The organism is Nocardiopsis sinuspersici, from assembly GCF_001998325.1.
GTDB lineage: Bacteria > Actinomycetota > Actinomycetes > Streptosporangiales > Streptosporangiaceae > Nocardiopsis > Nocardiopsis sinuspersici.
Genome location: NZ_MCOK01000001.1, coordinates 2,594,382 through 2,608,830, shown reverse-complemented (window position 1 = coordinate 2,608,830; position 14,449 = coordinate 2,594,382). Strand labels below are relative to the sequence as shown.

General features: G+C 69.8%; 8 protein-coding genes and 1 pseudogene. 7 read left to right on the top strand and 2 right to left on the bottom strand.

Going from position 1 to position 14,449, the window contains the following annotated elements; genetic code table 11:
* The first annotated feature begins 45 nt into the window (after nt 1–45).
* Genes pglZ through NOSIN_RS11190 form a run of 5 tightly spaced genes read left to right on the top strand, consistent with a single transcriptional unit; the run spans nt 46 to nt 8,792 of the window.
* Entirely contained in the window at nt 46–2,835 is a 2,790-nt protein-coding gene (gene pglZ, locus NOSIN_RS11210) for a BREX-2 system phosphatase PglZ (RefSeq protein WP_077693541.1), read from the top strand.
* Between the two features lie 2 nt (nt 2,836–2,837).
* Nucleotides 2,838–4,163: a BREX system ATP-binding protein BrxD gene (gene brxD, locus NOSIN_RS11205; protein WP_077690680.1), complete on the top strand. Its 1,326-nt coding sequence runs from the start codon at nt 2,838–2,840 to the stop codon at nt 4,161–4,163.
* Complete coding sequence (locus NOSIN_RS11200) at nt 4,160–6,322, top strand: DEAD/DEAH box helicase (RefSeq protein ID WP_077690679.1); 2,163 nt, start codon at nt 4,160–4,162, stop codon at nt 6,320–6,322. Before brxD ends, NOSIN_RS11200 begins: the two co-directional genes overlap by 4 nt.
* A 39-nt stretch (nt 6,323–6,361) precedes the next feature.
* On the top strand, nt 6,362–8,143 hold the full coding sequence (locus tag NOSIN_RS11195) for a GmrSD restriction endonuclease domain-containing protein (protein WP_077690678.1): 1,782 nt from the start codon (nt 6,362–6,364) through the stop codon (nt 8,141–8,143).
* 49 nt (nt 8,144–8,192) lie between these two features.
* On the top strand, nt 8,193–8,792 hold the full coding sequence (locus NOSIN_RS11190) for a Shedu anti-phage system protein SduA domain-containing protein (RefSeq protein ID WP_170293644.1): 600 nt from the start codon (nt 8,193–8,195) through the stop codon (nt 8,790–8,792).
* A 97-nt stretch (nt 8,793–8,889) separates the two neighbouring features.
* Here the strand turns inward: NOSIN_RS11190 and NOSIN_RS11185 are convergent, their stop codons facing one another.
* Complete coding sequence (locus NOSIN_RS11185; RefSeq protein ID WP_077690676.1) at nt 8,890–10,197, bottom strand: ISL3 family transposase; 1,308 nt, start codon at nt 10,195–10,197, stop codon at nt 8,890–8,892.
* Nucleotides 10,198–10,360: 163 nt separating this feature from the next.
* Between NOSIN_RS11185 and NOSIN_RS11180 the strand changes: the two genes are divergently transcribed.
* Nucleotides 10,361–10,870 carry a DinB family protein gene (locus tag NOSIN_RS11180; protein ID WP_077690675.1) on the top strand — a complete coding sequence of 170 codons (510 nt, stop codon included), beginning with the start codon at nt 10,361–10,363 and terminating at the stop codon, nt 10,868–10,870.
* A 51-nt stretch (nt 10,871–10,921) separates the two neighbouring features.
* Here NOSIN_RS11180 and NOSIN_RS11175 read toward each other — a convergent pair.
* A pseudogene (locus NOSIN_RS11175) lies at nt 10,922–11,062 on the bottom strand (ISL3 family transposase); the annotation flags it as partial.
* A gap of 825 nt (nt 11,063–11,887) precedes the next feature.
* On the opposite strand from NOSIN_RS11175, the gene NOSIN_RS11170 reads away from it, so the two are divergent.
* Complete coding sequence (locus NOSIN_RS11170; RefSeq protein ID WP_227014380.1) at nt 11,888–14,410, top strand: alpha-L-arabinofuranosidase C-terminal domain-containing protein; 2,523 nt, start codon at nt 11,888–11,890, stop codon at nt 14,408–14,410.
* Nucleotides 14,411–14,449 lie beyond the last annotated feature (39 nt).

The window sequence follows — 14,449 nt, the reverse complement described above, 5'->3', positions numbered from 1 at the left end:
GCCCCGGCAGGGGGCACCGCCGTGTCCGGCCCGGCCCTGGGCCGAGTGAACGAGGAAGCCGTCGCCGGCGCCCTGCGCCGCGCGCTGGAGGCCGACCAGCAGCGGGTCGAAAAGGGCCGACCGGCCTCCGTGGCCCGCGCGCTGGCGCTGTCCGCCGACCCGCACTGGGACGGCCCCCACACCTTCACCATGTCCTTCGACGGAAACGACCTGCGCGTACGGGTGGTCGGCTCCGACAGCGTGCTGGGTGCCGTGCGCGAACTCAGCCGACCGCGCCAGGACACCGACTACCTGGTCATTCTCACTCCGCGCGAACCGGCCGAGTTCGGCGAGGCGCTGCTGGGCCGCTTCCTGGGCGAGGACGTGGTGCGCGTCAACAACTGGGAGCTGCTCGCCGTCGACCTGAAGGTCACCGGCATCGACCCGCGGCTGTACTCGCGCCGCTGGGGCTGGCTCGCCGACACGCTCCGAGAGATCCGCGCCACCCGGCAACTGCGCCTGGGCGCGGGCGTGCTCAAACTCGAGCAGGCCCTGTCCATCGCCGCCTCCGTGCGCTTCGGACGCGAACCCGGAGAGCAGATCGACGGGGCCGCGCTGCTGGAGTGGAGCCGCGACCCCGACGCCGTCTACGCCTTCAACCGCCTGCACGAGGACGAACGCGACGAGCTGCGCGCCGAGCTGGAGAACGGACTGGGCGCGGTGCCCCGGGTGCTCTTCCGGTTGCTGGACCGGGACCTGGTCCTGGACGCGGTACCCATCGGACTGGCGTTGTCCGAACTCGCCGACGCCGCCCGTGGGGATCAGACGGCCAACAACGCCTGGATCCGGGCACAGGAGCGCTACTTCGGTGTCCAGCAGCCCGGCGCCAAGGACGTGGAAGCCTTCGGACGCGCCTGCGCCGCTGCTCTCCTGCGACTCCTGGACGGCCACGACCAGGAGCAGGCCTCGGAGACCATCCGCAGGGCCGAGGAACTGCTCGGCCAGCTCGACGCCGCACCCGTCGCCCGGGCCAGCCGCCTCCTCGACGCCGGCCTGCACGCACGCCTGGCGGATCTGGGACAGCAGATCAACGCCGTCCTGGGTTCGTCCCAGGCCGACGGCCCGGGCGCCCCGCTCCTCCCGCAGGACCTGCGCGAGGTGGAGGCCGCGCTGGAACGGCTGCGCGGACACCGACGCCACGACGAGACCGAGGCCACCGGCCAGACGGCGCTCAACGCGGTCCGTCTCCTGCGTCGCCTGGCCCTGGGCACCGAGGACGGTCCCATGGGCGAGGACACGCCCACCACCGCCCGCGAGTGGATCCAGGCGCACGTGGACGACACCGGATGGGTGGACCGAGCGGCCTCCGCGCTGTGGCACTGCCACACCGCGGTCCCCGCGCTGGACCAGGCGGTGGGCCGCCTCTACGAGCACGCGCGCCGGTGGCGCGCGGACGTCGACGCGCGCTTCGCCGCCATCGTCAACACCTGGAACAGCGGCCACTCGGCCACCGACCACCAACCCCGTGCGGAGACACTGCTCGACCACTTCGCCCGGCCCCTGGCCGACGACCGCGCGCCCCTGACCATCGTTCTCGACGGGATGAGCGTCGAGGTGGCCGTCCAACTGGCCGAGGAGATCAACGCCCGCGGCCGCATGGCCGAGATCGGACGGGGGAGCCAGGACACCGCCGGACGCCGGGGCGTCCTGGCCACCGTCCCCTCCACCACCAACTGCTCGCGCGCCTCGCTGCTGTGCGGTCGGCTGACCACCGGAAAACAGGACACCGAACGCGCCGGGTTCAGCGCACTGTGGAACACACCGGCCTTCGGTCGGCGCAAGGCGGTCCTGTACCACCAGCGCGACCTGGAGACCGGCGCGGGACTGCACCTGCCCCTGAAGGTGCAGGAGAGCATCGACGAGACCGACACCGCCGTCGCCGTCGTCCTCAACACCATCGACGACGCCCTGGCCAAGGGACGCGAGAGCAACAGCCCCACCTGGCGCCTGGAGCAGATCGGCAAACTCGCCTCCCTGCTCGACGCGGCGGCCCGGGCGGGACGCTCCGTCCTGCTGACCTCCGACCACGGCCACGTGTGGGACCGCAGGGAATCGGTCAAGACCCAGGCGGGCGAGTCCGCCCGCTACCGCACCGGGGAAGCGGGGGACGGCGAGGTCGTGGCCACCGGGGAGCGGGTCCTGTTCGGCGACGGCCGCCTGGTCGTGCCCTACCGCGAGGACATCCGCTACACCGACCGCAAGGAGGGCTACCACGGCGGCTTCTCCGCGGCCGAGATGGTCATCCCCGTGCTGGCCTTCGTCCCCGTACCGGAGAGCACGCCCAAGGGGTGGGTCAGGCTCAGCCAGGCCCAGCTCGAACCCCTGTGGTGGTCCCAGGCCCTGGAAAGCGCCACCGCCCAGGCGCCCGCGCCCCCCGTGGAGCCCGCCACCACCGGTCGGCGCAAGACCGCCAAACGCGCCGCCGACCCTCAGGCGCCCGCCCTCTTCGGAGACGAGGCCCTGGTCCCGGACACACTCGGCACCAAGGTGGTCGCCTCATCCGCCTTCAAGGCCAGCGTGGCCCGCACACCCCGTGCCCCCGGCGCGCAGGAGGTCGCGGCGGTCATCGACGCCCTGGCCGCCGTGGGCGGGGCCAACCCCCGTCTGCCGGTCAGTACCGCCGCGCGGGCGGCGGGCAAGGCGGAGGCGCCGCAGCGGGCCGTGCGCTTCCTGAAGATGGTCGTCAAGGTCCTCAACGTCGAGGCCTACCCCGTGCTGACCCTGCCCGACGGTGAGCGCAGCGCCGAACTCAACACCGCCCTGCTCCAGCAGCAGTTCCTGAGCGAAGGAGCCTGACCGTGAACTCCGTCAGCCCCGTACGCCGCGAGGAGGTCGTCGGCGCGCTGCGCCGCGGCACCGTGCCCCACAGCGGCCTCGACCTGTTCGCCGTGGGACTGGAGCGTTTCGAGTCGGTCCTGGACAAGGAGCTGGGGACGGTCACCGCCGGAGGCGCGGGCTTCAAGGCCGTACGCGGAGAGTACGGCGCGGGCAAGACCTTCTTCGTGCGCTGGCTGGGGGAGCGCGCCAAACGCGCCAACTTCGCCGTCACCGAGATCCAGATCTCCGAGACCGAGACCCCGCTGCACCGGCTGGAGACCGTCTACCGGCGGCTGACCGAACGCCTCACCACCGCCACCCAGCCGCCCAGCGCCCTGCGTGAACTGGTCGACAACTGGGTCTACGCCCTGGAGGAGGACGTCCTGGCCGCCGGCGAGGTGGGCGAGGACGACGAGGACGCGCTCAACGCCGCCGTCACGACGCTGCTGGAGGGGCGGCTCTCCGAGGTCGCGGCCACCAATCCCGGGTTCGCCGCAGCGCTGCGCGGCTACCACCGCGCCCAGGCCGAGGGCGAACCGGCCATCGCCGAGGCGCTCATCGCCTGGCTGGGCGGGCAGCCCAACGTCGCCTCGGCCGCCAAACGCTACGCGGGGATCAAGGGCGACCTCGACCACTTCGGCGCCCTGTCCGCGCTCAAGGGCCTGCTCGTGCTGCTGCGCGACTGCGGCCATCCGGGCCTGCTCGTGGTCCTGGACGAGCTGGAAACCCTGCAACGGGCCCGTACCGACACCCGGGAGAAGGGCCTCAACGCGCTGCGCCAACTCCTGGACGAGATCGCCAACAACCAGTTCCCCGGGCTGTACCTGGTCATCACGGGCACCCCCGCCTTCTTCGACGGCCCCCAGGGCGTCCAGCGCCTGGCGCCGCTCGCCCAGCGGATGGCCACCGACTTCCTGCCGGACCCGCGCCACGACAACCTGCGCGCGGCCCAGGTGCGGCTGACCGGCTTCGACCTGGACAAGCTCCACGACCTGGGCGTGGCGGTCCGGGAGCTGTACGCCGAAGGGGCCGACCACTCCCAGCGGGTGCGAAGCCGGGTCGACGACAGCTACCTGCTGGCCTTCGCCGAAGCCGTGGCGGGGGAGCTGGGTGGCAAGATCGGCATCGCCCCCCGGCTCTACCTGCGCAAGCTCGTGGACGTCATGGACCGGGTCGACCAGAACGACGACTTCGATCCCCGGCGCCACTACAGCCTCACCGTCGGGGCGAGCGAGCTGACCGAGGTCGAACGCGGCGCCCACGTCCAGCGCGTCGCCAGCGCCGACGAGGTGGAACTGGACCTGTGAGCCCTACCTCGGGAGCAGCGGGCGAGACGGGCGCGGGCAGCCTCGACCTCCTCCATCCCACCCTGGCCCATCACGTGGTCAACACCCTGGGCTGGCCGGGACTGCGGCCCCTGCAACGTGAGGCGCTGGCGCCGATCATCGACGGCGACGACGCGGTCCTGCTCGCGCCCACCGCCGGGGGCAAGACCGAGGCCGCGCTGTTCCCCCTGCTGACCGCGATGGCCGGGCGGTCGGGGGAGGGGCTGTCGCTGCTGTACGTGTGCCCGATCAAGGCGCTGCTCAACAACCTGCTGCCGCGCGTGCAGGCCTACGCGGGGTGGCTGGGGCGCACGGCCGAACTGTGGCACGGGGACGTCTCACATGCGGGACGCCAGCGCATCCTGCGGCGGCGACCCGACATCCTGCTCACCACGCCGGAGTCGATCGAGTCGATGCTGGTGAGCACCAAGGTCGACCACCGTGAGTTCTTCCGGAACCTGCACGGCATCGTCGTGGACGAGGTGCACGCCTTCGCCGGAGACGACCGCGGCTGGCACCTGCTCGCCGTGCTGGAGCGGCTGAGCCGGGTGGCGGGGCGCCCCATCCAGCGGGTGGGGCTGTCTGCCACGGTCGGCAATCCCGAGGACCTGCTCACCTGGCTGCAGGGATCGATGGCGGGCAAGCGTCCCGGGCGGGTGATCGCCCCCGGCGTGCGCCTGCCGGAACCGGGCCGGGTCCCGGAGGAGCCACCGCCCGGGGAGGTCGAACTCGACTACGTGGGCTCACTGCACAACGCCGCCAAGGTCATCGCCTCCCTGCACCGGGGCGAGAAGCGCCTGGTGTTCTGCGACTCCCGCAAGTACGTGGAGGAACTGGGCCACGCGCTGCGCGAGCTGGGGGTGACCACCTTCCTGTCCCACGCCTCACTGTCCCTGGACGAGCGCCGCCGCGCCGAGGCGGCCTTCGGTGAGGCCAGGGACTGCGTCATCGTCGCCACCAGCACGCTGGAGCTGGGCATCGACGTCGGCGACCTGGACCGGGTCATCCAGATCAACGCGCCCGGCACCGTCGCCTCCTTCCTGCAACGGGTCGGCCGGACCGGACGCAGGACGGGGAGCCAGCGCAACTGCCTGTTCCTGGCCGTGGACAAGGCCGGGCTCCTGGACGCGGCCGGGCTCCTGCACCTGTGGGGGCAGCACTGGGTGGAGCCCGTGGTGCCCACGCCCGAACCCCGGCACATCGTCGCCCAGCAGCTCCTGGCGCTGTGCCTGCAGGAACCCGAGGTGGGGGAGCGGCTGTGGCCGGAGTGGTGGGGGGACCTGGAACCCTTCCACCAGGGCGCGCCGATCGCCGCCCACCTCATCCGCGAGGGATTCATCGACCTGGACGGCGGCCTGATGATGATCGGCCCCGAGGCCGAGAAGCGCTTCGGGCACCGCCACTTCATGGAACTCACCAGCGTCTTCACCGCACCCCCGCAGTTCACCGCTCTGCACGGGCGCACCGAGATCGGCCGCATCGATCCCGCGCTGCTGGCCGCCGACGAGGAGCAGACCGGACCGCGCCGGCTGCTGCTGGCCGGACGCACCTGGGTGGTCACCTGGGTGGACTGGCGCAGGCAGCGGTGCTTCGTCGAACCCGTCGAGGGCGGCGGAGGCAAGGCCAAGTGGGACTCGGGAGGACACCTCGGCTCCTTCTTCCACCTCACGCGCGCCGTACGCGAAGTGCTGCTGGGCGCCGACCCCCGAGTGAAACTCACCAGCAGGGCGGTCAACGCGCTGGCCGAAGCCAGAGAGGACCACACTGATCTCGTTCATCCGGGGGGATCGGTGATCCTCCGAGCGAGCAACGGCGACCTGCGCTGGTGGACCTGGGCCGGGGCCCGGGCCAACCTCACCCTGGCCGCGACCCTGGGGCGGGCGGCCGATCCCAAACAGCAGCCCAACGACGCCTGCCTCCGGCTCAACGCCGACCTGGATCCCCGGACGTGGGCGGCGGCCAAGGAATCCGCCCAAGAGCGTGTCACCCTGCCCGACGTGGGAGTGCGTGCCCTGGACGGACTCAAGTTCAACGCGGCGCTGCCCAAGCACCTGGCAGAGCGCACCCTCTCCGCCCGTCTGGCCGACGTGGACGGGGCGCGCGCCCTTCTCGCGGAACCGACTCGCTTCGTCCAGCTCTGACCCCGATCTCCCGACACGGCAACGACGACAGGACCCCCCATGGCGGTAGATACCTTCCACAGCACCAAGGAGTTCCTCGCCGAGCTGCTGCGCAGAGTCGGCGACGGCCGTATCCAGCTCCCCGACTTCCAGCGGGGGTGGGTCTGGTCCCAGTCGGGGATCGCCAGCCTGCTCGCCTCCATCTCGCAGGGCTATCCCGTGGGCACCCTCATGTTCCTGGGCGCGGGTGGGGAGACCCGGTTCCGGCAGCGTCCGGTCGAGGGGGTCTCCGAGGCGGAGAAGAAGGCCGAGTCGCTCATCCTCGACGGCCAGCAGCGCATGACCTCGCTCTACCAGGCGCTCTGCCTGGACGAGCCGGTACGCACGACCGATGAGCGCAAGAGGAAGGTGTCGGGGTGGTTCTATCTCGACATCGAGGCCGCGGTGGATCCCGCAGTGGACCGTGGACAGGCGATCAGGTTCCTGCCCAAGGACAAGGTCGTCCGCAACTTCCGCAAGGAGGTGGTGGTGGACTGCTCCACGCCGGAGAAGGAGTACGCCGCCGGGCTCTTCCCTCTCACCCAGGTCATGGACGCCAGCGACTGGGCGGACGGCTTCAGGGAGCACCACGACTACGCCAAACCGAAGCTGGAACTGTGGAAGCGCTTCGACAAGGACGTCGTGGACCGCTTCGAGAAGTACCAGTTCCCCATCATCGAACTGGACAAGGCCACGCCGCGCGAGGCCGTGTGCCAGGTCTTCGAGAAGGTCAACACGGGCGGTGAGCCGCTCACCGTCTTCGAACTCCTCACAGCTACCTTCGCCGCCGACGAGTTCGAGCTGCGCACGGACTGGGCCAAGCGCCACCAGGCATGGAGCGGCAACCCGATGTACCGGGCCCTGTGGGACGTGCGCGACACCGACTTCCTGCAGATCGTCACCCTGTTGGCGACCCAGGCCAGGCACCACCGGTGGATCGCCGATGGGCGTGATCCCGACAAGGCGCCGCGGATCGGCTGCCGACGCACTGAGATGCTCCGGCTCTCCCTGGAGGACTACCTGGAGTGGGCGGACAAAGCCGTCGACGCGCTCCTGACCGCGTCCGAGTTCCTCTACGGGCAATGTGTGTACGACACCCGGTTCCTGCCCTACGGGACCCAGATCATCCCTCTGGCGGCCGTTTTCGCCACCCTCGGTGAGGAAGCCAAGACGCATACAGCGCGCACGGCGATCTCTCGGTGGTTCTGGTGCGGCATCCTCGGCGAGATGTACGGGGGGAGCACGGAGTCGCGGTTCGCTCGAGACCTGCCGGAGGTCGTCGCCTGGGCCAAGGGAGGGGACACGCCGCCGCGGACCGTGGACGAGGCACAGTTCTCCGCTGGTCGGCTGGACACCCTGCGCACTCGCAACAGTGCGGCCTACAAGGGAATCTACGCGCTGCTGCTCCAGCGGAACGTCACCGATCTGCGCTCCGGGGAGAGCATCAAGGACAACACCTACTTCGATCACGCCGTCGACATCCACCACATCTTTCCCCAGAAGTGGTGCGCAGATCAGGGGCTGGACAAGGAGAGGTACGACAGCGTCGTCAACAAGACCCCGCTGTCGGCCAAGACCAACCGGCATATCAGCAGCCACGCCCCCAGCAAGTACCTGGGGAAGTTGGAGTCGGTGGCCAAGATCGACGCCCGGGAGATGGACTCCTACCTCGAACGGCACCTGATCGGCTCAGCGCACCTGCGCGCGGACGACTTCGACGCCTTCCACGCGGCCAGGTCCGAGCTTCTTCTCCAACTGGTCTCCAAGGCCATGGGCAAACCCGTTACTCCGGCGGAGGAGTAGGAGCCAGGACACGGCCCGCCGTACCCCACGAGAGGGCGGGCCGTGTTTGGTGGCGGCTGGGTGGTGGGAGGCCGGCACAGGGTCTCCGGCGGGGCCCTTTCGTGCTCCTCCGCCCGACCTGTTCGGGCCGAACGGCCCCAACCCCAACGCGGTCGAGGCCGACCTGCAACGGGCACGGGAGAAGAACCCGTGGATCCTCGGCGGCCGGTTCGTCGACCTGGCGACACGCCGCCTCCTCGCCCCCGGGACGGAGATCGACCTTCCGCTGCTGCGACCGGACGGCGTACTCCACGCCATCGAGATCAAACGGGCCAACACCAAGGTGGTGGCCCACCAACGCGGACGGCTGATTCCGAGCGCGGAGGTACACCGTGCGGTCGAGCAGGTCATGGACTACTTCGTGTCACTCGACGAGCGACGCGAGGAGACCCGGAAGACGTGGCGGATCGACGTCCGGCGGTGCCAGGCCACGGTGGTCATCGGGCATCCCCGGCGCACCGAGGAGGACCCGCGTGCGTTCCACGGGGCTCTGCGGGTCTACAACAGCCACCTCAGCCGTATCGAGGTGATCACCTATCAGGAGCTCATCGATACCGCCGAGCACGCGGTGGACTTCACCCGTAGCGCGCCCCCTCTCCCCGATGCGTAACGGTGACGGTAGGCCAGGGGCGACCCTCCCATGGTGCGCAGCAGCCGCCACACCCCTGATGGGTCGGCAGGGACCACACCGAAGGTTTCCTGGCTCTTCACAATCGAGGGTGTAGTTGGGGTCGGAAGCCGCCAGTCTCGAGTAGTGATCTGGCGATGTAGTTCGTCAGGTTGCGGAACCCGAGGGCGGAGCCGCGGAGGTGTTCGAGGCGGCCGTTGATCGCTTCGGTGGGGCCGTTGGATGTGCCGGGCCGGTCGAAGTAGGCGAGCACGTCGGCGGCGCGCTTGGTCAGGGTGCGGCCGAGCGTGATGATCTCGCTGAACGGGCTGGGGACGCCTCGGCTGATCGACTCGATCAACTGCCTCATCAGCTCGCGGCCCCGGGTTCGGTCGGGCTCACGGTAGGCGGCGATCATCCGCTGGTAGATGCCCCAGGTGGCTTCGACCTCGACGTGGGCGTCGGCCGCGAACAGCTCCGTCAGCCGGTGCTGCTGGGTCTCGGTGAGCAGGTCGGCGCCGGTGTGCAGGGTGCGTCGCGCGGCATATAGTGGATCGCCGGTGCGGCCTCGGTGCCCGTGGGTGGCTTGCTGGACCCGGCGCCGGCACTGATCCAGGGCGTCGCCTGCCAGACGGACGACGTGGAAGGGGTCCAGCACCGGCACAACCTCGGTTAGCTCTTCGGCGGTGGCGGTCTTGAACCCGGTGAACCCGTCCATCGCGACGACCTCGATATTGTCGCGCCAGGACTTGTCCCGTTCGGCGAGCCAGGCCTTGAACGCCTGTTTGGAGCGGCCGGCGACCACGTCCAGAAGCCGCGCCAGCCCGGTGCCGTCGCGGATCGGCGTCAGGTCGATGATCACGGTCACGTACTTGTCGCCACGCCGGTTGTGCCGCCAGACGTGCTCGTCCACGCCGATGACCTGCACGTCGTCGAAGCGGTGCGGATCGTCGATCAGGACCCGGCGGCCCTCGGCCAGGACCGCGTCGTTGGCGGTGTTCCACGAGACCCCCAGAGCGTCGGCGACGCAGGCGACACTCAGGTGTTGGCACACCAGGGCTTCCAGCGCCCACCACAGGCCACGTCGCGACAGCTTCGCCCGCGGCTCGGCGGCCCGCGACGTGTCCTGGCGCCACACGTGACCGCACCCGGTGCACCGGTATCGGCGGAGGCTGACCTCCAACACCGTGGGCCGCCACCCGAACGGCTCGTGCGCCAACCGCCGGACCACCGTGTCCCTGGCCGCGCCAGGGCATCCGCAGCGACGACACCATCTGTCGGGCTCGACAACCCGGCACCGGAGAATCGCCCGATCGGGCTCCAACTGCTGCGCGAGCACTTCGAGCCCGAGATCATCAAGACGAGCGAACGTGGTCAGGTCAGGGCGGGCGAAGGTAGCGTCAGACACGTCGAGGTCTTCCAGATGGGCGGCATAGTCACCTCCATCCTCGGGAGACCTCGACCCCTACCCGGCCACCGACGCGCCGACCGGACTACACCCTCAACTTCGACTGCGAAGAGCCCAAAAATAGCCCCGGTGCGAGGGTCGGCCCGCGTGCTATGTTCCGGCCATGACTAGACCCGGTGAGATCCTCGGCAGCGTGTTCGCCGCCAGCGAGCGCGAGCAGCTCGAGACGTTCCTGGATTACCTGCGCGACGCCGTCGTGCGCAAGGCCCGCGGGGTGTCGGAGGAGGACGCCCGGCGCAGCCCGGTGCCGACCGGCACCAACCTCGGCGGCCTGATCAAACACCTGCGGTGGGTGGAACTGGGCGGGTTCGCCGAGCAGATCGGGCAGATCCCCGCCGCGGAGCTGCCCACGCCGCCGTGGACCGACGCAGACCCGGAGGCCGACCTGCGGCTGGAGCCGAACGAGAAGCTCGACGACGTCATCGCCGCCTACCAGGCGGAGTGCGACCGCTCCCGCGAGATCGCCGCCCAGCACAGCCTCGACTACGCCGTCACCACACCGCGGGGCAGGGAGCTGACGTGGATGTACCTGCACGTGATCGTGGAGACCGCCCGGCACGCGGGCCACGCGGACATCCTGCGCGAGATGATCGACGGCAGCGTCGGCGACTGACGGCTCGCGGCGCGTCGTCGGTCCGTGTTCCGGGTCGTCGGAGGCGGCGTTACAACGGTATCGGCGGAGGCTGACCTCCAACACCGTGGGCCGCCACCCGAACGGCTCGTGCGCCAACCGCCGGACCACCGTGTCCCTGGCCGCGCCAGGGCATCCGCAGCGACGACACCATCTGTCGGGCTCGACAACCCGGCTGTCCGTTCGCAGTCGACCTGCGCACCGCGCGAGGCTGTGACCAGGGCGCTGAGCAGATCAAATGAGAACCCGGCGGCGGGGACTCGCAGATGACCTGCTCACTCCTGACGGTTCTCTCATTCGATCTGCTCGCGGATCGCCGGATGCGTGGGTGCCTGACCTGCGCGGGCGCTCTCCGGCGCGCAGATCGTCCGCGAATCTCGCCGAACGTGAGCAGAACGGATGCGAGTTGAGCAGGTCGCGTGCGACAGGACACCGGCACCGGAGAATCGCCCGATCGGGCTCCAACCGCTGCCCGAGCACTTCGAGCCCGAGATCATAGTCACCCCCATCCTCGGGAGACCTCGACCCCTACCCGGCCACCGACGCGTCGACCGGACTACACCCTCAACTGCGAAGAGCCGGTTTCCTCGATGGCTCGGCGGATGTGTACCAGGGATCAGACATCGGTGGTGAACCCGTGGTCCTCGGCGCCCGGAGCGGCGGAGGAGACGGAGTGGCCGCCGCCGCACACCGCGGTTTCCGTTCCCACGGCGAAACCGTTGTGCGGATTTCACCCGCGGAACACCCCTTGACACTCTCGTGGCCGCGGAGCTATACCTAGGAAAATACTTCAACCGGCCGAATTCGTTCGACGACACCCAGGGATGTTAGCGCTAACATACAAATAGCGAACACCGGGACAAGGACCGTGTAATACGTGCGCCCTGTCCTCTGTTAATGACGCCTATCGGCGCTGACATCCCTCATATCGCCGCGACCCGAAACATCCCGCAACCGCCGATCGGCCCCCCCGTCGGCGGCACACCCCCCGGAGAAGACTTGCGAGCGAACAGAAGGAAATCAGCGCGCGCCACGTGCGCGCTGCTCACCGGACTGCTGTGCGTCGTGTCCGCAGCGGCCCCCGCGTCGGCAGCGACCGACTACAGCATCGACATCGACCCCTCCGCCACCGGGCCGCGGATCAGCGACCAGATGTACGGCATATTCATGGAGGACATCAACCACGCGGCCGACGGCGGGCTGTACGCCGAACTGGTACAGAACCGCTCCTTCGAATACAGCACCGCGGACAACGAGAACTACACCTCCATGACCGCCTGGGAGGAGATCTCCACCGGAAAGGCCAACGTCCAGGCGGAAGTGGTGAACGACGACGGCCGTCTCAACGAGCGCAACCGCAACTACCTCCGGGTCGTACTGCCCGCCGACGGCGGCGAATACGGCGTGGCCAACAGCGGATACTCCACCGGGATCACCGTCACCGAGGGGGAGGAGTACGACTTCTCGGTGTGGGCGAAGTCCCCGGGCCGCGCCGCTCCGCTGACCGTGCGGTTGCACGACGCCCAGGGCGATCCGCTGGCCGAGCCGCTGGCCCTGGAAGTCCAGGGCGACTGGGCGCGGTACACCGGCACGCTGACCGCCACGGGCTCCAGCACCACCGGCCGGCTGTCGGTCACCGGGAGCGGTGGCGGCGTGCTGGGCCTGGACATGGTCTCGCTGTTCCCGCGTGAGACCTTCAAGGGCCGTGAGAACGGCCTGCGCACGGACATCGCCGAGAAGATCGCCGCACTCGACCCGGGCTTCGTCCGCTTCCCCGGCGGCTGCCTGGTCAACACCGGCAGCCACGAGGCCTACGAAGCCCCCGACTGGCCGCGCGAGCGCTCCTTCCAGTGGAAGGACACGGTCGGTCCGGTCGAGGAGCGTGCGACCAACCACAACTTCTGGGGCTACAACCAGTCCTACGGGCTGGGCTACTACGAGTACTTCCAGTTCGCCGACGACCTCGGCGCCATGCCGCTGCCGGTCGTGCCCGCCCTGGTCACCGGCTGCGGCGAGAACCGGGCCACCGACGATCCCGAGCTGCTGCGGCGACACATCCAGGACACCCTGGACCTGATCGAGTTCGCCAACGGCCCGGCCGACTCCGAGTGGGGCGGCGTGCGCGCCGAGATGGGCCACCCCGAGCCGTTCGGACTGACCCACGTGCAGGTCGGCAACGAGGAGAACCTACCCGAAGAGTTCTTCGAGCGCTTCCTGCGGTTCCGCGACGCCATCGAGGCCGAGTACCCCGACATCACCGTGGTCGGCAATTCCGGCCCGGCCTCCGGCGGCAGCGTCTTCGAGCGCGCCTGGGAGCTCAACCGCGAGCACGGCGTCGCCATGGTCGACGAGCACTACTACAACTCCCCGGCCTGGTTCCTGGCCAACAACGAGCGCTACGACTCCTACGACCGCGAGGGCCCCGACGTCTACCTGGGCGAGTTCGCCTCACAGGGCAACCAGTTCTCCAACGCCCTGGCCGAGGCCGCCTACATGACCGGGCTGGAGCGCAACGCCGACGTGGTGAAGATGGTCTCCTACGCCCCGCTGCTGGCCGCGGAGTGGAACACCCAGTGGACCCCCGACATGATCTGGTTCGACAACAGCACCAGTTGGGGTTCGGCCAACTACGAGGTGCAGCGGCTGTTCTCCACCAACACCGGAGACCGTGTGGTGCCCAGCACCGCCTCGGGCACCCCTGGTGTCGGCGGACCGATCACCGGCGCGGTGGGACTGTCCACCTGGAACACCAGCGCCGAGTACGACGACGTCCGCGTGACCTCCGCAGACGGTGAGGCACTGCTGACCGACGACTTCTCCTCCGGCGCCGACCAGTGGACCCACATCACCGGCGCCGGGAACTGGACCGTCGAGAACGGCGCCTACGTGCAGACCGAGACCTCCGGTGAGAACACGATGGTCACCGCCGGAGACCCCGGGTGGACCGACTACGACCTGGAGGTGACCGCCACCAAGCGCGAGGGCGCCGAGGGCTTCCTCGTCGGGTTCGGCGTCCAGGGCACCGGCGACTACTACTGGTGGAACCTGGGCGGGTGGAACAACACCCAGTCCGCGGTGGAGCGTGCCTCCGGAGGCGCGAAGAGCCTCATCGTCTCCGACGGCACCACCGTGGAGGCCGGCCGCGCCTACGACATCCGCGTCGAGGTGCGCGACCGCGACGTCACCCTCTACCTCGACGGCGAGGAGTGGGGCGGCTTCACCGCGCCCGAACCCGAGCCGTTCCGCCAGGTGGTCACGCGCGACGAGCAGACCGGCGAGTTCATCGTCAAGGTCGTCAACGCCCAGGGCGAGGCGGCCCGCACGTCGATCGACCTGGGCTCCGCGCAGGTGGAGCCCACCGCCGAGCTGACCGTCCTGCAGGCCGACCCGGCCGCCGAGAACACGGCGACCGACCGGCCCGTCAGCCCGGAGACCTCCACCGTCGACGGTGTGGACAGCACGTTCACCCACACCTTCCCGGCGCACTCGGTCACCTTCATGCGCATCACACCGGAGCGGTAACCCGCGACAGCACCGCGCCCGCCGGGCACCGCAGAGCCG

Bases quoted from the DNA above. Each gene is read 5' to 3' on its own strand.
- NOSIN_RS11195 (WP_077690678.1), top strand. From the start codon at position 6,362: ATGGCGGTAGATACCTTCCACAGCACCAAGGAGTTCCTCGCCGAGCTG.
- NOSIN_RS11180 (WP_077690675.1), top strand. From the start codon at position 10,361: ATGACTAGACCCGGTGAGATCCTCGGCAGCGTGTTCGCCGCCAGCGAG.